Annotated in this window: 14 protein-coding genes; 11 read left to right on the top strand and 3 right to left on the bottom strand. The window is 42.4% G+C overall.

The genetic code is table 11. The features are described from left to right. Positions 1–5 precede the first annotated feature (5 nt). From AN619_RS09760 to AN619_RS09735, 6 genes are all read left to right on the top strand, one after another. Positions 6–719, top strand: a complete 714-nt coding sequence (locus tag AN619_RS09760; protein ID WP_068556513.1) for a lysophospholipid acyltransferase family protein — start codon at positions 6–8, stop codon at positions 717–719. Between the two features lie 44 nt (positions 720–763). Further along, positions 764–1,270 carry a hypothetical protein gene (locus AN619_RS09755; RefSeq protein WP_068556512.1) on the top strand — a complete coding sequence of 169 codons (507 nt, stop codon included), beginning with the start codon at positions 764–766 and terminating at the stop codon, positions 1,268–1,270. Between the two features lie 142 nt (positions 1,271–1,412). Next, the gene (gene addB, locus AN619_RS09750) at positions 1,413–4,820 is read left to right on the top strand and encodes a helicase-exonuclease AddAB subunit AddB (RefSeq protein ID WP_068556511.1); all 3,408 of its coding nucleotides are present in this window, start codon (positions 1,413–1,415) and stop codon (positions 4,818–4,820) included. Further along, a complete protein-coding gene (gene addA, locus AN619_RS09745; RefSeq protein WP_068556510.1) occupies positions 4,801–8,385 on the top strand; it encodes a helicase-exonuclease AddAB subunit AddA in 3,585 nt (1,194 codons plus the stop codon). The genes addB and addA overlap by 20 nt, the downstream gene beginning before the upstream one ends. Next, positions 8,382–9,530, top strand: a complete 1,149-nt coding sequence (locus tag AN619_RS09740; protein WP_068556509.1) for an exonuclease SbcCD subunit D — start codon at positions 8,382–8,384, stop codon at positions 9,528–9,530. Before addA ends, AN619_RS09740 begins: the two co-directional genes overlap by 4 nt. A gap of 3 nt (positions 9,531–9,533) precedes the next feature. Further along, a complete protein-coding gene (locus AN619_RS09735) occupies positions 9,534–12,605 on the top strand; it encodes an AAA family ATPase (RefSeq protein ID WP_068556508.1) in 3,072 nt (1,023 codons plus the stop codon). A gap of 76 nt (positions 12,606–12,681) precedes the next feature. On the opposite strand, the gene AN619_RS09730 is transcribed toward AN619_RS09735, so the two are convergent. Further along, a complete protein-coding gene (locus AN619_RS09730; protein ID WP_068556507.1) occupies positions 12,682–13,185 on the bottom strand; it encodes a dUTP diphosphatase in 504 nt (167 codons plus the stop codon). 223 nt (positions 13,186–13,408) lie between these two features. Here AN619_RS09730 and AN619_RS09725 point away from each other — a divergent pair, with 223 nt between their 5' ends. Beyond that, positions 13,409–13,609, top strand: coding sequence for a cold-shock protein (locus AN619_RS09725; protein WP_068556506.1), 201 nt, complete (start codon positions 13,409–13,411; stop codon positions 13,607–13,609). A gap of 96 nt (positions 13,610–13,705) precedes the next feature. On the opposite strand, the gene gdhA is transcribed toward AN619_RS09725, so the two are convergent. Next, positions 13,706–15,043 carry an NADP-specific glutamate dehydrogenase gene (gene gdhA / locus AN619_RS09720; protein WP_068556505.1) on the bottom strand — a complete coding sequence of 446 codons (1,338 nt, stop codon included), beginning with the start codon at positions 15,041–15,043 and terminating at the stop codon, positions 13,706–13,708. Positions 15,044–15,418: 375 nt separating this feature from the next. Here gdhA and AN619_RS09715 point away from each other — a divergent pair, with 375 nt between their 5' ends. Both AN619_RS09715 and AN619_RS09710 read left to right on the top strand, forming a co-directional pair. Then, positions 15,419–16,327: a phosphatidylserine decarboxylase gene (locus AN619_RS09715; RefSeq protein ID WP_157064974.1), complete on the top strand. Its 909-nt coding sequence runs from the start codon at positions 15,419–15,421 to the stop codon at positions 16,325–16,327. 35 nt (positions 16,328–16,362) lie between these two features. Then, positions 16,363–17,172 (top strand): histidinol-phosphatase HisJ family protein, encoded by an 810-nt coding sequence (locus tag AN619_RS09710; protein WP_068556504.1) that lies wholly within the window; start codon positions 16,363–16,365, stop codon positions 17,170–17,172. Between the two features lie 38 nt (positions 17,173–17,210). Here the strand turns inward: AN619_RS09710 and AN619_RS09705 are convergent, their stop codons facing one another. Beyond that, the gene (locus tag AN619_RS09705) at positions 17,211–18,794 is read right to left on the bottom strand and encodes an HD domain-containing phosphohydrolase (RefSeq protein WP_068556503.1); all 1,584 of its coding nucleotides are present in this window, start codon (positions 18,792–18,794) and stop codon (positions 17,211–17,213) included. 508 nt (positions 18,795–19,302) lie between these two features. Here AN619_RS09705 and AN619_RS09695 point away from each other — a divergent pair. Both AN619_RS09695 and AN619_RS09690 read left to right on the top strand, forming a co-directional pair. Continuing rightward, positions 19,303–19,899, top strand: a complete 597-nt coding sequence (locus AN619_RS09695; RefSeq protein ID WP_068556501.1) for a coiled-coil domain-containing protein — start codon at positions 19,303–19,305, stop codon at positions 19,897–19,899. Positions 19,900–20,035: 136 nt separating this feature from the next. Further along, a complete protein-coding gene (locus AN619_RS09690) occupies positions 20,036–21,460 on the top strand; it encodes a sigma-54 interaction domain-containing protein (RefSeq protein ID WP_242867379.1) in 1,425 nt (474 codons plus the stop codon). Positions 21,461–21,776 lie beyond the last annotated feature (316 nt).

Below are 21,776 nucleotides of genomic sequence, written 5' to 3'. Positions count from 1 at the left end.
GTTTTATGCTGAAGACGATCTTATGGTTTATTTATTTTGTTTTTTCTTTGCTCTATACGATTCCAGCACTGCTCAAAGTGCAGTTTTTGAACAGACAGAACAGAATCAACGAGCGGGATGAAATCACCCATCGGACGGCCCAAAGGTGGGCTCGAATGTTGGTGAATCTCAGCGGGTCACAGATCAAGGTGATGGGGGAGGAAAACGTACCCAAAGAGGGAGCCGTCCTCTTTGTCAGCAATCATCAAAGCAATTTTGATATTCCCATCCTTTTGGGATTCATCCATAAACCCAAGTCCTTTATCGCCAAGAAGGAGCTTAGCAGGATCCCCATTCTCAGCACTTGGATGAAATATATGCAATGTGTATTCATTGATAGGGAAGATGCAAGGCAATCCTTAAAGGCTATCAACAGGGGTGCAGAACTGCTCAAGGAAGGATATTCCCAAGTCATTTTTCCCGAGGGAACGAGAAGCGCCGACGGGCGGTTGGGAGAATTTAAACCGGGGAGTTTGAAGTTGGCATTAAAGGCCAATGTGCCCATTGTACCTGTTACGATCAAAGGGGCTTATCATATTATGCCAAAGGGACAATTAAAGATCCAGCCTGCCCAGGTAGAGGTAATCATTTCCCCTCCCATACAGGTGGGTAACATTTCGGCCAAGGAATCCGGCGAACTGGCAGAGAAAGTCAGAAAGGTGATCGGAGAAAAATTATGAAAGATGGGCTAATGCATTGATAACAAAAAAGGGGGCACAGAGCAATGATGAGAGTGAAAGGGATTGCATGGTTGATAGGGATTTTATTTTTGTTGGCAGGATGCAGCCCGGGACAGGATACTTTGATTTATAAGGGTACAGGGGGAGATTGGAGCATAGCGCTGCCGAAAACCTTTCAAAAAGAAAAGGAAGACAAGAATGACTTGCTGCAGATGGATCTGGTGATATTCAAAGATGATGAAGGAAGAATCTTAAACATCGGCGAAATCAGGGATCCCCATATGGAAGTAAGCGAAGAGGCATTAAAGGCTGAAATCGCATTGGATTCCTATCTTCATTTGGAACGGACGGAAACCATTGATGTAAAAGGCATTGGCAAGATTTACGGTGCATTGATCGAAGACCATTCCACAGCCAGAACCATGCTTTATTACAAAGTAAGACTGGGAGAAAAAGTCCTAACCTTTATTCTTTACCAAAAGGACGAGTTTACCTTGGAGGAGGAAGCCCAGGTCAAGGGTATGATCACGACCCTGAAAAAATTAAAGTAGCATAACTTTCCTAGAAGAGATTGCAGGAGACCCTTTGCCGTTATCGGTAGAGGGTTTTTCCCGTGTAGGAAAATGGTTTTCAGGTGAATGATTCTAGCCTCCATGATATAATGGTGAAAGGATAAAAAAAGGGGGTGGGATTTTGAGCATTCGATATGTCTTTGGACGATCGGGCAGAGGAAAAACCCATTTTGTATTGCAGGAAATCAAGGAAAGGCTGAAAACCTATCCTGAACATCCGTTGATTTTAATTGTACCGGAACAGTTTACTTTACAGGCAGAGCGGGATTTGATAGAAAAATTGAATCTTCCCGGTATATTGAAGGTGGAGGTCCTAAGCTTTACCCGATTGGCCCACCGGGTACTCAATGAGGTGGGTGGAATTGCCAGAATCTATCTTGATGACCAGGGAAAAAGCATGGTGCTGCGAAAAATCATAGACGAAGCCGAAAAAGATTTGACCATCTACAAGAAGGCTTCAAGGCAAGAGGGATTTGTAGCCAAATTTTGCCGATTGCTGGGGGAAATGAAGCGGCATGATATTTTGCCCTGGGACCTGGCTGCCAAAGGGGAAGAGCTGGAGGAAAACAGTATTCTCCGCAGCAAGCTCCAAGATATTGCCCATATCTATGGACAGTTTCATCAATATCTTCAGGGAAGTTATATGGATACGGAAGACTATATCAACCTGCTGGCAGAAAAAATTGGACATGCTCAGTTTTTAAAGGATGCAGAAATTTGGATTGACGGTTTTCAAAGCTTTACTCCACAGATTTGTCGGATACTGGAAAAATTGATGGTGGCAGCCAGAAAGATAACCATTACCTTTCCCATGGATTTTATGGGGCGGGAGAGGGATGGAGATTTGTTCAAAATTCCTGAGCTTGCCTATAGAAAAGTCCATGAAATTGCCGTGAGACTGGGATTGCCGGGGCAGATCATTGACTTAGAACAACAACAGGGAGCCTGTCCTAAAAAAGCACCGGAAATCCTTCATATGGAACAAGAATTATATGCCTATCCCTACAGGGCCTATGAAGGAGAAATACGGAATTTGGATGTTTTTGCAGGGATCAATCTTCACACGGAGATAGAAAATGTGGCAGCTCAAATCCTAGCCCTGGTAAGGGACCGATCTTATCGGTGGAGTGATATTGCCGTCGTATGTGGAGATCTGGAAAATTACGGAACTTTGATCAGGCGGGTTTTTGAAGAGTATGAAATCCCCTATTTCCTAGACCAAAAAAGGTCTGTTGCCAATAATCCCTTGATTCTATTTTTGCTGTCTGCTCTGGAAGTGATCCGGAGGGGTTACCGCTATGAGGATGTCTTCCGTTGTTTTAAAACAGGGTTTGGGGGACTATCGGGAGATGAATATGAGGAGCTGGAAAATTATGTGCTGCGGTATGGCATAGAAGGAGTCAAATGGAAGGAAGATTTTCCGTGGGGAGAACCGGAGACGCTGGAACGGATGAACCAATATCGCATAAAATTTATGGAGCCTATGGAGAGGCTGGAAAAGAAAGTAAAGGGCAAAAAGTCGGTGGAAGCCATGACCCGGGCTTTATACGATTATTTGGAGGATATGAAGACCCATGAAAAACTGCTGGCCTGGATTGAGGAACTCCGCCGAAAGGGGCAGTACGAGCATGTCAATGAAAATACGCAGATTTGGAATATCATCATGGATACCTTCGATCAGTTGGTGGAGATATTGGGGCAGCAAAAGATGACCTTGAAGGAGTACATACGGATTTTAGATTCCGGTTTTTCTTCTCTGGAGGTGGGGATTATTCCTACGACCGTTGACCAGGTATTGGTGGGAAATATACAAAGATCCAAAAGCCATGACATCAAGGCATTGTTCGTGATTGGAGTTAATGATGGCATACTGCCTTCCGGAAAAGATGAGGAAGGGATTTTGTCCGATGAAGAAAAAAACCTCATGAAGGAAAAGGGTTTGACCATAGGTTTTGACAGCGAAGGAAAGAATTATGAGGAAAAATTTAATATTTACTCGGCTTTTAGCAAGCCCAGTGAATATTTATGGATCAGTTATGCTTTGGCAGATCAAGAGGGAAAAGCCATGCGGCCTTCCATTTTAATTGATCGGGTGAAAAAAATATTCAAGGGAATCCAAGTGAAAAGCGATGTGGTCCATGATGTGGAACGACAGCTCCATCTTATTGCCACGAAGAACAGTACTTTCAAATATCTGGTGGAAAATTTGCGGCTTGCCGCTGATGGCAAGCCCATGGCACCCTTGTGGTGGGATGTATATCGATGGTACTATGCCCAGGAGGAATGGAAACCGAGGAGGGAGGCCATCATTGAGGGTTTTTTCCATCAAAATCAAGTGGCCAGCTTGGGCACCCATAGGGCCAAAGCCCTCTATGAAACGCCCATTCGTTCCAGCGTGTCCCGATTAGAGCAGTTTGCAAACTGTCCCTTTGCTCATTTTGTGAGATATGGTCTAAGGCCCAAGGAAAGGGAGATGTTTCGGATGGAATCCCCCGATATGGGAGAGCTTTTTCATCAATCCATGGAATCTTTTACAAAGACCTTGAGGACCCATGGACTGGATTGGCGTGAGCTAACGAGAGAACAATGCGATGAAATTGTGGACCGGGTGATTGATGAAGTAGTCCAGGGCTATAACAATGGCGTGTTGTTTAGTACCCACCGCTACAAGTATTTGGTCAATCGTCTGAAGCGAATCAGCCGCAGGGCTGTATGGACCCTGACGGAACATTTAAAAAGGAGCGGTTTTGAGCCCATGGGCTATGAGGTGAGTTTCGGCCGGGATGGGTACTATCCTCCCATTGAAATCGAGCTGGCTGATGGAGAAAAGATATACCTGGAGGGGCGAATTGACCGGGTAGATATCCTGGAGGATGGGGAAGAAAGCTATGTGAAGATTGTGGATTATAAGTCGGGGGACAAGGATTTTTGCTTGTCCGATGTATACTACGGATTGGAGCTCCAGTTGATGATTTATTTGGATGCGGTATTGTCCCACAGGCGGAATTTGGATAAAAAAACTGTGAAACCGGCAGGCATTTTCTATTTTAAAATTGATGATCCTTTGGTGAAAAGCGACGAAAGGGTGGCAGATGTCATTGAAAAGGAAATACGTAGAAAATTAAAATTAAAGGGTTTGGTGTTGAAGGATGTAAGGATTGTCCGGGAGTTAGATCGGGAGATCGACGGACATTCCGATATCATTCCTGTGGCTTTGAACAAAAACGGTGAATTCTATAAAAATTCGTCTGCTTTGGATGAGGAAGCATTTATTGCTTTACTGGACCATGTTCGGAAACATGTAAGGGATATTACTGATGAAATCATAAAGGGGAATATTCGTATTGAACCCGCCAAGAGCAACAAGCAGATTGCCTGTGAATACTGCTCCTATAAAGGCATCTGTCAGTTTGATCAACTGTTTGAGGACAATCAATATAGAAATGTGGTTCCGTTGGATGATGAGGAAGTTCTAAAAAGAATAAGGGAGAGCAAGGGGGGAGAAGACAGTGGTAAGATGGACCAATGACCAGAGGGATGCCATCGATGCTAGGGGAAACAACTTGCTGGTGGCAGCGGCGGCCGGTTCGGGGAAAACGGCGGTATTGGTGGAACGGATTATCCAATTGATTATCAAAGACAAGATAGATATTGATAGGATGTTGATTGTGACATTTACCAATGCTGCAGCGGGAGAAATGCGGGAGAGAATCGGTGCTGCCCTTCTGCAGGAGATGGAAAAAAAGAACGAAAATGAAACCCATCTTAGGAGACAGATGAATTTGCTGAGCAGGGCCTCCATCAGTACTCTCCACTCTTTTTGTATCGATGTGGTGCGAAAATATTTCCATCTGATCCATATTGACCCTAATTTTCGGATCGGCGACGGAACAGAAACTGCCATCATGAAAATGGAGAGTGTCGAGGAACTGTTTGAGCAGGAATATGGGAAGGCTGACGAACGGTTTTACGGCTTGATTGAGCGTTTTGGAGCCAGCAAACATGACTTGCCTTTGCAGGAACTAGTGTTGCGGCTTTATGAATTCATCCAGAGCCAATCCTACCCCTTGAAATGGCTGAGGGAAAAGATAGAGGATTTTCATATGGATTTGCCTCAATTTGAAGGGAGTCTCTGGCATCGAACCATTGCAGACCAAATCGAAATTGAATTGTTAGGAGCAAAGGAATTTTTTCTTCAGGCCAAGGCTATCTGTGAAAAGCCGGGGGGACCGGAGGGCTACAGAGAGGCCATTGCAGACGATCTGTTGCTGACAGAGGAGTTGCTGGCCAGTATCAAAACCGGTATTGCCAATTTTTACCCCCGATTGCGTGACGTGAACCATAAAAGATTGGGCAGAGTATCCAAGGATGTACGGGAAAGCTTGAAGGAAGAAGTCAAAGATTTGCGGGAAAGGGGCAAGGACATCCTGAAGGGAATTCAGGAAAATATTCTGAGCAAAAGCCCGGAAGACTACATAAAGGACTTGAACGGGCTGTACCCTTATATGGACTATTTGCTTCATCTGGTCAGCAGCTTCGATGCTTTGTATAAGGAAAAAAAGATGGAAAAGGGGATACTGGACTTTCATGATCTGGAGCATTATGCCCTGGAAATTCTGGAGCATGAAGAGGCAGCCAGGGAATATCAGAAAAAATTTGAGTATATTTTTGTGGATGAGTACCAAGACAGCAATATCGTACAGGAGACAATTTTAAACTTCATTAAAAAAGACAACAATCTTTTCCTGGTGGGGGATGTAAAGCAGAGCATTTATCGCTTTCGTTTGGCGGACCCTTCTCTGTTCATAGAAAAGTATGAAAGATTTGAAAATCATGAAGCGGCAAGGAACCGCCGCATCGATCTTAGCCAAAACTTTAGGAGCAGAGAACAGATCATTGATGGGACTAATTTCATATTTAGGCATATCATGTCCAAAGGGTTTGGGGAAATTAATTATGATGAAAGGGCCTACCTCTACAAGGGAGCCGATGTTCAGCCTTTGGAAGATCCTGCCGTTGAATTATATCTATTGGAGAAGGATACAAGGCCGGAGGGTATGGAGGGAGCTATGGAAGAATTGGAGGAGATGGAAGATGTAGAAATAGAGGCAAGGGTCGTGGCCAAAAGGATCAAAGAGCTGATCCATACCCGGATCTATGACCCTAGGATCCAGGGGTATCGGCAAGTAGATTACAGGGATATGGTAATCCTCCTGCGAACGACCAAAAACTGGGCACAAGGGTTTTTGCAGACTTTTATGACAGAGGGAATCCCTGCCTATGCCGATGTGAATTCGGGCTACTTCGAAGCCGTCGAAGTCAACATCTTTATGAATCTGCTGAAGTTAATCGATAACAAAAGGCAGGATATTCCCCTGCTCAGCGTCATGCGCTCACCCATTGGAGGATTTACCACGGAGGAATTGATTCAGATTAGAATTCGCAGTAGGGAAAAGACATACTATGAGGCCATTCAAAATTACATAGCCAATGCTTCGGACCCCTTAAAGGACAAACTTCAAAAATTTATGGAGAAGTTAAGCATCTGGCAAGAGGAGTCCCGATATATTCATGTGGATGAATTCATATGGAAGCTGTTGATTGACACGGGCTACTACTATTATGTAGGGTCCATGCCGGGGGGGATTCAGCGTCAGGCCAATTTAAGGGTTTTCTTTGACAGGGCCCGACAGTTTCAAAAGACTTCCATCAAGGGATTATTTCATTTTATTCAATTTATAGAAAAGCTCCAAAACAGCAGCGGTGACATGGGAACGGCCAAGATACTGGGAGAAAATGATAATGTGGTGCGCATTATGAGTATCCACAAGAGCAAGGGGCTGGAATTCCCCATTGTATTTGTAGCAGGCATGGGGAAACAGTTTAACCTTACGGACATGAATGCGCCGGTGTTGTTTCATAAAGAACTGGGCATTGGACCCAAATATGTAGATCCTGATTTAAGATACTATGCCGATACCATAGCCAAAATAGCCATGAAAAACCGAATCAAGCTGGAAACCCTGTCGGAGGAAATGCGGATACTCTATGTGGCTTTTACAAGGCCAAAGGATAAGCTGATTCTGGTGGGTTCAGCAAGAAATATGCAAAATGCCGCCAAGGGGTGGACGAAGACCATTACCCCCTTCCATCTTTCCAAGGCAAAAAGCTACCTGGACTGGATTTGCCCGGTTTTGCTAAGACATAAGGACGGAGAAGCCTTGAGAAACTTGGCTCATGGCCATTGGAAAGAGGAGCAGTTGTTAGAGGATCCTTCTGTTTGGAGGATTACTATTTTCGATCGATATGATATCCGTAAGGCAGAAGAGGAGAAACAAATCCAAAAAAAGGAATTCCAGGATATGCTGCAAAATTTCCGCATGGAAGCGGCTTCCGATTTGGGAGAAATCATAGAGAAAAGATTACATTGGGCATATCCCCATAGTATCGCTCCCAAAATCCCTTCGAAACTGTCTGTTTCGGAAATCAAAAAACTATCGGCAAAGGGCCTGGAACCCATGGAGATGAATATACCCTCCCTTACCAGGATGCCCAAGTTCATGGAAGGCAAGAAGCAGTTTTCTGGGATAGAAAAGGGGATCATCGTGCACTTCGTGATGCAGCATCTGGATCTAAGGCGGGTGAAGGATTTAGAGGAAATTGCCATACAAATAGAGGAGATGGTAGAGAAGGAGCTGCTGAAGCGAGAAGAGGCAGAGGCAGTGGATATTTCTAAAATCCTGAAATTTTTCCATACGTCCATTGGTCAACGCATTGTCCGGGCAGCAAGGGTTTACCGGGAAATTCCGTTCAATTATGTAAAAAAAGCCTTCGAGGTAATTCCCGGGCTGGAAGGCTGTGAAGAAAATCTTTTGATTCAAGGGGTCATTGACTGTTATTTTGAAGAGGAAGACGGAATTGTACTGGTGGATTATAAGACGGATTCTGTGGGCCTTGGAGAAACGGAAGGCCTCATAGAGCAGTACCGGGTCCAAATTGATCTGTATAAGGAGGCTTTGGAAGCGATTTTAAGCAAGAAAGTAAAAGAGGCGTATTTATACCTGTTCCATTTAGACAAAGAGGTGAAACTATGAAAATGATTCATACGTCTGACTGGCATCTGGGGAGACTCTTTCATGGAATCCATTTGACGGAGGACCAGGCTTACATACTGGATCAGCTGATAGATTTGATCCGGGAAGAAAAACCCCATGTGATTTTGGTTTCAGGAGATATTTTCGACAGATCGGTGCCACCTACGGAAGCCGTCAATTTGCTGGATGATGTGGTATCCAAAATACTGATGGATTATCATGTGCCGATGATTATGATCGCCGGGAATCATGACAGTCCCGATCGGCTGGGATTCGGCTGTCGTCTGATGCAGGAAAAGGGGTTGCATCTGGTTGGAAAATTGAGCAGGGAATTGAATCCCATCGTCATCCATGATGCCCATGGACCCGTCTATTTCCATGCCTTGCCCTATGTGGAGCCGGCCATGGTGAGGGATCAACTGGGGGACGAAAGTATTCATGTTCATGATGAATCTATGATGAAGTTGCTGCATCATGTGAAGGGCAAAATGGATCCCCAAAAAAGACATGTACTGGTAGCCCATGCCTTTGTGGTAGGGGGGCAGGAGAGTGAATCGGAGCGTCCCCTTTCTGTGGGAGGTTCAGGAGCAGTAAATCCTTCTTATTTTAGGGATTTTCACTATGTAGCCCTGGGGCATCTCCATAGGCCCCAGCGGGTGGGCGGAGAAAATATAAGGTATTCCGGTTCCCTGATGAAATATTCCTTTTCAGAGGCAAATCACCGGAAGCATATTTCCATGATTGAAATGGACCCGGAGGGCAAAATTAAAGTACAGCACATAGAACTGAAACCCAAAAGGGATTTGCGGTGCATTGAAGGATACCTGGAGGAAATTCTGAAGGGGCCAAAGGCAGGGGAAAACCGGGAAGATTATCTCATGGTTACCTTGAAGGATGAGGGAGCTTTATTGGACCCCATGGGCAAATTAAAAAAGGTATACCCTAATGTTTTACATATCGAAAGGCCTCAGCTGTTGACGGGGGGCAAAGGAATAAGGCCGGAAGGGAATTTCAGGAAAATGGGAGAGGAAGATTTATTTGCTTCCTTTCTAAAACAAGTTACAGGGCAGGAAATCACGGAAAGGCAGAAGGACATATTTGCCAAGATTTTGGATCAATACTACAGCATGATGAGGGAGGGATAGGCATTGAAACCGATAAAACTTTCCATGGCAGCCTTTGGTCCCTATGCGGCAGTACAGGAGATCGATTTTCGGGAATTGGGAAATCGGAATCTATTTTTGATCCATGGCCCTACGGGAGCGGGGAAAACAACGATCCTGGATGGCATTTGTTTTGCCCTTTACGGGGATACCAGCGGGGCCGAAAGAAACGGGAAAAATATGAGGAGCCATCATGCCGATCCTGATCAACGGACGGAGGTCACCTTTGAATTTGAAATCAGAACAGAAAGATATCGTGTCCAACGAATTCCTGAACAGGAGAGACCGAAAAGGTCCGGTAGCGGGACAACGCTGCAAAATGCCGATGCCACCCTATGGAAATTGAAAGGGGAAGGGAATGAGAAAGAAAACGAGGTCTTGCTAAAAACGGGATGGAAGAATGTGACAGAAGAGATTGAAAGGCTCCTTGGCTTTAAGAGCAGTCAGTTCAGACAGGTGATCATGCTCCCCCAAGGGCAGTTTCGCAAGCTGCTGACGGCCGATTCCCTGGAGAGGCAAAACATTTTGGAAAAGCTATTTCATACGGAACTTTATAGGATCATAGAAGAACTACTGAAAAAGAATGCCAAGGAGTTAAAGGATGAAATCAAGAGGTTGGAGGATCAGCAGAATACAATCTTCATCCAGACAGGATGCGAAAATATGGAAGATTTGGAAAAATTGATTGTTGGAAATGAAGAAAGGCTTGGAAAATTGAGGGAAGCTTTGCATGAAAAAACAGAAGCTTTGAAAAAGGCCAAGGAAGATTTCTTAAAAGGAAAAGAAGCCAATGAGAAACTTCGGGAGAAGGAACTGGCGGAAAAGGAATTGGAGCACCTGCAGGAGCTGGTGCCAAGCTATGAAGAAAAAAAGGAGATATTCAACCGTGCCAGGAAGGCAGCTACCCTGGAGGAGACGGAGAAAACCACCCGATTGAGAAGTCAAGATAAGGAGAGCTGCGAAAAGAATTTGGAATTGAAGAAGAAGGAACTGGAGGAAATCTTTAAAAAATACGGGATCGCAGAGGAAAAATTAAAATTCCAAAATCAACAGGAGGCTCTTCGGGAGGAAGCCAAAAAAAGGGTAATGCAGTTGGAAGAGCTTACAGAAAAGGTCCATGCACTGGAAAAACAAAAAGGAATGCTGGTTCAAGTGAAGGATGCCCTTGACCACAAGATGAAAGAAAAGGCAGCTTGGGAGCAGGAACTTCAACAACTGGAAGAAAGGATGGAAAAGGAAAATATTCTTTTGGAGGAGTTGAAAGAATACGGTCATAAACTCCCCCTGCTGGAGGCGGCCTATCGGGAGGCAGAAAAAATTTATCAGAAAAAGATGGTCTTGATCCAGCATTACCAAGATCGAATGTATATTGCAAAAGCCTACGGAGAAACATGGAAAGAATATGAACGGATAGAGGTTGCCTACGGAAAAGCCAAGGAGGAGTATTTCAGGTTGCAGGAAGCATGGAACAAAGGACAGGCAGCCATCCTGGCAGAACAAATGGAAGAAGGGGAACCTTGTCCCGTGTGCGGGTCTATCCATCACCCCAAGCCGGCAGAAAGGGAAGCCTGGATGCCTATGGAGGCCGAAGTCAAAGAAAAGCGGCTGGAAGTAGAAAAATTGGAAAAACAAAAAGACAAGATAAAGGACGTGCTGGCACAGAAGCATGCTGCCAAGGAAAAAGTAGAGAATATCATCAAAATGACGGAAGATGAATTGGGCGAAAAGAAGGACGAAGCCACCGATACCTTGAAGAAGGCTCTAGAGGATGGGAAAAATCAATGGGAAAGGGCCAGAGAAAAATGGAGCCGGCAGGAAAGTGTACATAAAAATATATTGGATATGCGGGAGAAGGCCCATAAAATTCGGGAGATGCTTCAAAAGGCGGAGGAAGAAATCAGGGAAAAAAATGGGACATATCAAAACCAAGTGGGAGCCCTCAAGGAAATGGAAAATTCCATTCCGGAAGAAGTCAGGAGCCCTGAGGCACTCAAAAAGGCTCAAACAGAGGCCAGTGCTCTTTACAACAGCTTGAGGGAAGAGTTTGAGAAAGCCCAGAAGGACTTTGAAGCTATGGACAAGGCCTTGGCCATAGCGCAAAATTCTTTGAACAGTGCTGAAAAAGCCCTGGAGGAAGCTAACGAAAAATATAGGATGGAAAGACAAAATTTTATTTACAGCATGAACCGGGCCGGCTTTGAAAAATATGGGGACTATGCCAGTGCCAAAAAAAAGGAAGAAGATATTCATCGTCTGGAAAAAGAAATCAAAGATTTTGAAGGAAAATTTCGCGTGGCAAAGGAGCACTATGAAAAGACAAAGAAAGCTGTAGAAGGGATGGCACAGGTGGATTTGGATAAACTTCAGGCCCAATGGAGTGCAATGGAAAAGGAAAAGGAAGAAATCATTAAGTTAGAAGGGAATTTGCTGCAGAAAATAGAAAATGACAAAAAGTTGCTGGAAGAAATTCAAAAACTGGATAGATGGATCAAGAACAAAGAAAAGGAATATGAGACTGTAGGGTATTTATCGGACATTAGCAATGGCAATAATGCCCATGGGTTGACTTTGCAGCGTTTTGTATTGGGAGCCCTTTTGGATGATATTACCGACGCTGCCACCCAACGCCTAAAGTTGATGAGCAAGGGGAGATATCACCTGAAGCGGACCATGGACAGGGCCAGGAAAAATGCGGCAGGGGGCTTGGAACTAGAAATATTTGATACCTATACAGGAATGGAAAGACCGGTCACTACCCTATCGGGAGGAGAGACTTTTTTGGCGTCTCTGTCTTTGGCCTTAGGACTTGCCGATGTGGTGCAGTCCTATTCGGGAGGAATCAGTTTGGATACCATTTTCGTGGATGAGGGGTTCGGAACATTGGATCCTGAAGCCTTGGATTTTGCCATGAGAACATTGATCGATCTTCAGCAGGGGGGCAGATTGGTGGGTATCATCTCCCACGTGCCGGAATTGAAAGAGCGGATTGATGCAAGATTGGAAGTGGTGCCTGCTCAAAAAGGAAGCTGTGCATATTTTATGGTGCACGGAAAATAACCAACAAGCAATAACGTCCCATAGATGCAAACAATGGGACGTTATTGCTTGTCAGGTTTTGCTATATTGGGGAAAACTAGGAGGAATAATTGGATATATAATGATTGTAAACTTCTTCAAAGGTAAGACCGAAGGCCTTTCCCAGACTGATATATCTCGAAAATAGCCGGATGTATATCGAAAGGGCATCCACATAATTTCCAATCTGTATGGCATGCCGCAAAGCCGCGATGTCATCATAAATAAATGAAAATAATGTGATGGGATGCAATTCTTCCATCATCAGTATCAGGGCACTGTCATCAATGATATTGAAATTATGGGTATTTCCAATGGAAAGCAAAAACTTCATCCCGTCTATATATCTGAATATCAGTTTGTCCTTTGGAATCTCCTTATTCCCATTGGAATATTTATAGCATTTCGTCAGATTGGCAATCTCCCCTAATTTTACCTGAAAGGCCAAGAATCTTAAGTGAAAGGTATTTTCTTTACCTAGGGCGTTCTCATCTATATCCACATAATTTTTTATCTTATTTTCTAAAATATCTTGTATTTTGAACAGTTGATGAAGTTCCATATAAATCCCCCTTTAAACATAATACTTGATAATAGTACCTGATACTAGTATTACATATAATATTATATACCATATTCAAAATCAGGTAAAGAGATGTAAAGAGAAGTTGCATGATAAATTATTTTCTTAGTAAAAAATTATTTTATATGCTTGACGCATATTCGTAAGTGTGATAGACTAAACAAGTATTAAATATTACTTTCAGATTTTAGGAGGTTTTTCAGTGAAAAAAGGTACAGTAAAGTGGTTTAACGCAGAAAAAGGTTTTGGATTCATTACAGTTGAAGGTGGAAGCGATGTATTCGTACATTATTCAGCAATCCAAGGCGACGGTTACAAAAGTTTAGAAGAAGGTCAGGCAGTGGAGTTCGAAGTTGTAAAAGGTGACCGAGGTCCTCAAGCTGCAAATGTAGTGAAGTTATAATTGGAAATTTGCATATTGGTGCATAATATAGATCGATTATAACAATGACACCCTTCATGAGGAATGAAGGGTGTTTTTCTTTGTTTTTTTAAGATTTTAAACAATACCTTGGGCCATCATGGCATCAGCAACTTTCAAGAAACCTGCGATGTTTGCACCAGCCACATAGTTGCCAGGCATGCCGTATTTCTCCGCAGCTTCTTTTGCTGATTTGAAGATATTTACCATGATTCCTTCCAGTTTTGCATCTACTTCTTCAAAGGTCCATGATAATCTCATGCTGTTTTGTGACATCTCTAGTGCGGAAGTAGCCACTCCGCCGGCATTGGCAGCCTTCGCAGGAGCCAGCAGAACGCCTTTTTCTAAGAACAGCTTAATTGCATCGTTTGTAGTAGGCATATTTGCACCTTCGCCTACGGCGATAACGCCATTCTTAATCAGCATTTCAGCCTGTGGCACGTCGATGTCGTTTTGTGTTGCGCATGGAAGGGCGATGTCGCATTTGATGGACCAGATGTTGCTGAAGCCTTCATGATATTCGGCTTCTGGATGATATTTCACATATTCGCTGATTCTCTTTCTTTCCACTTCCTTAAGTCTCTTTACTGTATCCAGCTTGATGCCGTCCTTGTCGTAGATATATCCATTAGAGTCGGACATGGCAACTACTTTTGCGCCATAGGATTGAGCTTTTTCGCAAGCATAGATCGCAACGTTACCGGAACCAGAAATAACAACGGTCTTGCCTTCATAGCTGTGGCCATGGGCTGCCAGCATTTCTCTTACAAAGTAAACCAAACCATACCCGGTAGCTTCTTTCCTTGCCAAAGAACCGCCATATGTAAGTCCTTTACCAGTTAAAACACCGGCTTCATAAGCGCCTCGGATTCTTTTGTATTGTCCATACATGTAACCGATTTCTCTTGCGCCAACACCGATATCTCCCGCAGGGACATCGATATCTTGTCCAATATGTCTATATAACTCAGTGATAAAGCTTTGGCAGAATCTCATGATTTCAGCATCTGATTTGCCTTTAGGATCGAAGTCAGAACCGCCTTTGCCGCCACCGATAGGAAGACCGGTTAATGAGTTTTTGAAGATTTGCTCAAATCCTAAAAATTTGATGATTCCAAGATACACAGAAGGATGGAATCTCAAACCTCCTTTGTAAGGTCCGATGGCACTGTTGAATTGTACTCTGAATCCTCTGTTTACTTGCACCTTGCCTTGATCGTCTACCCAAGGTACTCTGAAGATAATTTGTCTTTCTGGCTCAACAATTCTTTCAAGGATCCCTGCTTCTACATATTCGGGATGTTTTTCGATAACAGGTTCAAGTGAAAGTAGTACCTCTTCTACGGCTTGGTGAAACTCAACTTCGCCAGGATTTCTTTTTTTCACTTGTTCCAAAACATTTTGAACAACTGACATCTGATCATCTCCTTTATTAATTTATTTTACAACACATGGAAAATTATGCATAATATTCGCATAACTTTTCTTTTGTGCTTAAATCCCCACCATAAGGAAAAGGATTTCCCTTATTGAAAAATAATTCCTACGATTTAAATTATACAACTTCTCCTATAATTTTCAACCAAAAATTTATAGTTAATTATTTATCAATTATTCCGGATAAATGGGGATGGCTTTTCTTAAAGTCCAATCCCTAGTATTGCCCAAAAACTTATTTTTTATAGCAACCATAAAGTTCAAATTTTTTCTTTGTGATGTCAGCTTCTTTTGTATTGCAAAGGAATATGTTACAATGATGGAGGCAATCAAAAAGAATAGAGGATGGTAATGATGGAGATATATTATATTGATAGAAAAACAGGGAAAAAGCAAAAAGAGAAGGTAGCAGGGCATCGATTTCTGCAGTGGATCTATCATACAAATGTAGGAGACAGTCTATTGGAAATGATTGTAAAGCGAAAGATTTTTTCTTCAATTTATGGGAAATTGCAGGATCTTCCATTCAGCAAGAAAAAAATTTGGGCTTTTATTGAAGAATTGGATATTGATATGGCTGAAGCGGAGCGGGAATCGGCAGAAGACTACAGACACTTTAATGATTTTTTTGCCAGAAAACTAAAGAAAGATGCCAGACCCATCTGTAGGGATGAGGGAAGCCTTGTATCACCGGCCGATGGCCGTGTACTGGCTTATGAACAGATTGATATTGATCGGGTAGTGCAAATAAAAAATCTTCATTATCGATTGGAAGATTTGCTGGGAGATAGAGAATTGGCCATGACCTATCAGGGCGGGACCTGCATCGTGATCCGTCTGTGTCCGGCAGATTATCACCGCTTTCATTTTCCGGACAGTGGAGTTCCCGGTCCCTACAAGGGGATGAAAGGACAGTATTACTCTGTAAATCCCATAGCCCTAAAAAAAATCCCAGAGATATATATCCGGAACAAGAGGGAAATCACATTGTTTGTATCAGACCATTTTGGTCAGATTGTCATGATTGAGGTAGGAGCAACCTGTGTAGGTTCTATTGTGCAAACCTATCGTGCAGGAGAAAAGGTTGAAAAGGGTCAGGAAAAGGGCTACTTCAAATTTGGAGGTTCCACGGTCATTTTGTTTCTAAAACCGGACACCATCGCAGTGGACCAAGATTTATTGCAAAACACCCGGGAAGGATTTGAAACAAAGGTAAATATGGGAGAGAGATTGGGAAAGGTGATACAGCATAGGCAGCTATAGTTATTTGTCGTTGCCAAAAGAAAGGATGGGGGTTTATGTTTGACTATCATGTGCATACGTCATTTTCCAATGATTCCACCATGGCAATGGAGGCAGCCGTAGAGAGGGCCATTGCTTTGGGAATCCGAGAAATTGCTTTTACTGATCATGCAGAATTGAATGTATGGAGACCTGAGGATCTGATTATGGATGACATGTTTGATATCGATGTCTATATGGCAAAGCTGGAAGAAATGCAGGCAAAATACAGAAACAGGATTCATATTAAGATTGGCGTGGAATTGGGCTTGCAGTTGGAAGAAAGAGAGCGGATTGAGCAATTAGCCTTTTCCCACCCCTTTGATTTTATTATCGGCTCCAGCCATACCATTGGCAGATATGACTTGTTCTATAAATATTTGTTCAAAGAAAAAACAAAAGAAGAGGCCTATGAACGTTATTTTACGGAAGTGCTGAACATTGTCAAAGAAATGGACTGCTACAGTGTTTACGGTCATTTGGATTTAGTAAGAAGATATGCCTTGGGAGAATATGAAAACATTGATTTTAATGGTGATGAAAAGGCAATGATTCGAGATATCTTAAAGATCATTATTGAAAAAGGAAAGGGCATCGAAGTGAATACTTCGGGATTTCGATACGGATTAAACGCTACCAATCCAACAAAGGAAGTTTTGGAAATGTATAAATCCTTGGGGGGAGAGATTATTACCGTCGGTTCTGATGCCCATAAATTGGAGCATATAGGCTATAGAATTGTAGAAACTTATGAACTGCTAAAAGACTTGGGATTTCGATATATCACCCTATTTCATAAAAGAGAGCCGAAATTTATTAAGTTATAAATTTCGGCTCTCTTTTATGAAAAGTTCTATGGGAGATTTTATTCTTCGAAAGTAGTGGCTACTTCCTGCATGCTGTATTTTTGGTAAATATTCCAAACAATCTCATTGAATACACGAATAATTTTAGGATCAAACTGAATACCGGCCATTTTATTCATTTCTGCCAAGGCATAGTCAAAGGAAAGGGCTTTTCTGTAGGGTCTATGGCTCGTCATGGCATCAAAGGCATCTGCAACAGCAATAATCCGGGCACCGATGGGGATATCCTCGCCGGATAGTCCGTGGGGATAGCCTTTTCCATTATACCATTCATGGTGATAACGAATCATATATTTAATTTCATGGAAGTCATCGATAATATCCAAAATTCTGTAGCCTTTTTCAGGATGTTCTTGAATGACGGACAATTCCTCCGGTGTCAGTTTGGTATGCTTGTTCAATATGTACTCCGGGATGCCGATTTTTCCGATATCATGCATGAGGGCTGCCGCTTGAATGCTGTTGACATCCTGTACACCCAAGGCGGAGGCAATGGCCGCACTGTAATCGGCAACCCTTTGGGAATGTCCCATGGTATATTGATCTTTTACTTCAATAGCGGCACTGAGGGTTTCAATGGTTTTTAGATAATTTTCCTGCATTTGTACCGTTTTGTGATGGATATTGGAGGATAATTTATTAATACTTTGGGAAAGAATTTTTAATTCGTATGTTTGATATTCCTCTAATTTTTGATTATAATCGCCGTCGGCGATGTGGCGAATGGCATCTACCACATGCTCAAACTGATTGGAAAGCTTCTTTGCAACCCTGTAGACGATCAAAGAACAAAGGAGTACGGAAAAACCAACAATCCAAGTGATATTTCGAAACAATATATATCTCAGTCTGTAGAAGCGGCCCATATCGATGGTTACTTGATAGGACTTGATAGGACGTTCCTCAAAATCATAGATGGTATGATAAAATGAGATAAGGCGTTCATTGTCTTTGATATGATGGACCCTTTCCGATGGATGGGTGGAGATTTCTTGAATGGACACATTGTCCCCGATATAATCCAATAAAGGATTCAGCACCTCTCGGCTCATCTTTCTTCCCATGAGCAGAAAACCCTGGGGTGCCAAAGTTCCCGTGTTATTTTTTATGGGAGAGACAGCGACCATGTAAAGCTGCCCATCCAAAGAAATAAAGTCCAAAGAGGGGTCATCTGTTTCTTTGGCTCTTTGAAGAAGATTTATATTTTTGACCTGCTCCAATGGGGGACCATCGGAATAAAAATCATAAAAATTGTATATGTCGGAGGTTAGATAAACCAAATCGATGTGAAAAGGCGAATGGAAAAGATATTCTGTTACATTCTCCTTAATCCAAGGAATATTGCCAACGCTAAGGGCAGCAATGAGATCATCCCAATAGGCATATTCTACAGCTTTTGCGGTCAGATTCTTAATGCTGTTCTGAAAAAAGACGTCAATGGTGTGATTTTTTTCATTGACAAGATAGTCAATCGTATCTGCTTCGAAAGTGCTTAAAGGAATGAAAATGCCGAGCAAGGTAATCAATGCAGACAGCAGAATGCTAAGAATCGTTCCTATCAAATATTGCTGGGTTAAGCGCACGTAGGATACACCTCATTTCCTAAAAACTTATATTCTGTCAAAATTTCTCATAGCAGCCAACCGGTAAGTATTAATTATACCATATTTTTCAACAAAAGAATATGCGGTTCATGCCAATATTTCGAAAATCTTGTAATAATAGATTGATAAAAGTCGTATTATGGGAAACAAAGCATCCATAAAAAATACTCTGTATAGGCAAGTTGAAATCTGTTTTTTGTGTGTATCTATTAGGACAGGAATAATGAAGGCACGAAAGGAAACAGGGGCGAATACGATGCTGAGGCGAGAAAGTCTTCTGGTTTTAGATGTGAGTACAGGACGCATTGGAAAAAATTCAATCAGGAGGATACCTTTCACTGCTGGTGGTGGAGATTGAATAAGGGATTACAATTCTTTTGAATATGGGACTTCTGTCCTATGAAGAAAAGAATCGTTGTATTACGATTACTATGATAATATAATATTTCTATAGAATGGTGTACAACACGGGAGAGGAGTAGGCTTCATGGCAAAAGAACTGGAACTGGAAGAAAGAATTATCAGAAGGAATAAAATACCAATTCTCCCTTTTGATCCAGAATGGAAAGCTAATTTTCAAGAGCATATGACAAAGGACATGAAAAAGATAGTCCAAGAACTCACCGATAAGGTAGCGGAGGAGAAACAGGCCATCCATGAATTAAAAATTTGCAAAAAGGAGAAAAAATATTTGATGGAGAAGATATTGCAATGGTCCGATGAAGCAAATACCAACAACAACGACCAGGCTTTAATTCAACTGGAAGCTGCCAAAGAAGAAATACTCAAAATCAATGACAACATCGATGCATTGCAGTTTAGACTGGAAAAGCTGCCAAAGGAAATTGAGCAGTTGAATTTCCGGCTTTTGAAAGAAACCATCCGCCTCGCCTATGAAGACATCCGGCAGGGTAGTGAAAGGACCAAGACATTGACGGAAGAAATACTGGAACTAAGGAAGCGGCTTACGGAAAAATGGGATGAAAAGATCCATGTGGAAAATCGAGTCCAGGGGTTGTATTCCTATTTGCATAATATCCTTGGTCATGAGGAAACAGATAAATTAGACAAGTTGTTTTTATAAAAAAAAGTGCATAGCCTTCCTATGCACTTTTTTTATTGTCTGCAAAGGGTTTCTTTGTTCCCTAAACGGTATTTTCGTGATAGGATGTTGTCATAAAGGAAATGGAACAGGAAGGATGGAGAAAGGGGGGGACCCAGTGGATTATGAATTTCTTTTAGAATCTATATTAAAACATTTAGATGAAGGAATTTTGGTGGTGGATACCAATGCCAATGTGACGTTCTATAATGAACCGGCCACCAATATTGCAGGGATAACACCGGAAATTGCCATCGGTAAAAATATTCTGGATATATTTCCGGATTTGACTCCTGAAACCAGTACCTTCTATAGGGTACTGAAAAGGAAAGAACCTATGGTTGATCATGTGCAAACGTATATGAATTTTCAAGGCAAAAAGGTCGCTACCGTAACATCGACGATTCCTTTGATCAAAAATGGAGAATTGATAGGGGCCTTGGAAATATATAGGGATCTGACCCAAGTGAAAGAATTGTCGGAGAAAATATCGAATTTGCAGCTGCAGCTATTCAAGGGTAGAAGAGGGGAAAAAACATGTCAAGGCAATGGGACGGTTTATACATTGGATGACATCATTGGGGTGAGCCCTGCCATCAAAGACCTGAAAGAAAAGGCCCTCCGGATAGGGGACAGCAGCTCTCCCGTATTGGTTTACGGTGAAACGGGAACGGGAAAGGAATTACTGGTGCAGGCCATTCACAATGCCGGCCGATTGAGGAAAAACAAGCCTTTTATTGCCCAAAACTGTGCGGCCCTGCCCAAAAGTTTGCTGGAAAGCATTTTGTTTGGGACGGCTGCCGGAAGTTTTACGGGTGCAAAGGATAAACCGGGATTGTTCGAACTGGCGGATGGGGGAACGCTTTTCCTGGATGAGATCAATTCCATGGATGTGGAACTTCAGGGAAAATTGTTGCGAGTATTGCAGGACGGAATTATTCGAAGGGTTGGCGGGACAAAGACCATCACGGTGGATGTAAGAATCATGGCTTCCACCAACGAGGAACCCTTAAAAGCAGTGGAAAAAAAGCTTTTGAGACAAGACCTATACTACAGACTGAATGTCATTCATCTGAATATGCCGCCCTTAAGGGAGCGAAAGGAAGACATTCCTGTGCTGATAGATTTTTTTATCGAAATGTATAATAGAAAATTACATAAAAAGGTAAAGGAGATTTCGCCAAAAACCATGGAATGTTTATGGGATTATCCTTGGCCGGGAAACGTAAGAGAGTTGAAGTATGCCATAGAAAGTGCCATGAATTTCATAGAGAAGGATAGGATTGATTTGGAGGATATGCCGCAGCATATCTTGAATTACGTGGGGCAGCCCAAAAGGATTTCTGCTGAATCCGTGGAATCAGAGGATATTCCTCCCCTGTCTGAAGCCTTGGACAGATATGAAAAGGAGATCATCCAAAGGGCCATTGAGAAGGCAAACGGAAATTGTGCTTACGCAGCCAGACTTTTAAAAATCCCGAGGCAAACTTTGCACAACAAAATTAAAAAATATCAAATCAAATGGCAAACCAAAGTGCGATAAGCGTACCAAAATTGGGTCAACATAACAGATTTCGTCGCAAACCGTCCCAAATTTGGTACGGTTTTATTTGTCTAGAGATCGTTGCGAAGGAAAAGATTGATTTTTCATACTATTCTTAACTTCAAACCATTGGCATGGAAGTTGCACAATCTATCAATATCTAATTTTATGGGCTTTTTTAGATCTTTCCACCACTTTACAAGTAATGTAGTGATTTAAAAATAATTCCATAAAATAACAAAATCAGACACCTAAATCCTAGGAATACTAATCTTATGACAAACCAACACCCTAGGAGGCGTCTGATATGATTAGT

It is taken from the genome of Thermotalea metallivorans, from assembly GCF_001562415.1.
GTDB classification, from domain to species: Bacteria; Bacillota; Clostridia; order Peptostreptococcales; family Thermotaleaceae; genus Thermotalea; species Thermotalea metallivorans.
This window is presented reverse-complemented; position numbering and strand designations above follow the sequence as displayed.

Excerpts from the sequence above, each read along its gene's own strand:
- AN619_RS09710 (WP_068556504.1), top strand. The coding sequence starts at position 16,363 with ATGTTTGACTATCATGTGCATACGTCATTTTCCAATGATTCCACCATG.
- AN619_RS09715 (WP_157064974.1), top strand. The coding sequence starts at position 15,419 with ATGGAGATATATTATATTGATAGAAAAACAGGGAAAAAGCAAAAAGAG.
- AN619_RS09730 (WP_068556507.1), bottom strand. The coding sequence starts at position 13,185 with ATGGAACTTCATCAACTGTTCAAAATACAAGATATTTTAGAAAATAAG.
- AN619_RS09760 (WP_068556513.1), top strand. The coding sequence starts at position 6 with ATGCTGAAGACGATCTTATGGTTTATTTATTTTGTTTTTTCTTTGCTC.
- AN619_RS09740 (WP_068556509.1), top strand. The coding sequence starts at position 8,382 with ATGAAAATGATTCATACGTCTGACTGGCATCTGGGGAGACTCTTTCAT.
- AN619_RS09695 (WP_068556501.1), top strand. The coding sequence starts at position 19,303 with ATGGCAAAAGAACTGGAACTGGAAGAAAGAATTATCAGAAGGAATAAA.
- AN619_RS09755 (WP_068556512.1), top strand. The coding sequence starts at position 764 with ATGATGAGAGTGAAAGGGATTGCATGGTTGATAGGGATTTTATTTTTG.
- gdhA (WP_068556505.1), bottom strand. The coding sequence starts at position 15,043 with ATGTCAGTTGTTCAAAATGTTTTGGAACAAGTGAAAAAAAGAAATCCT.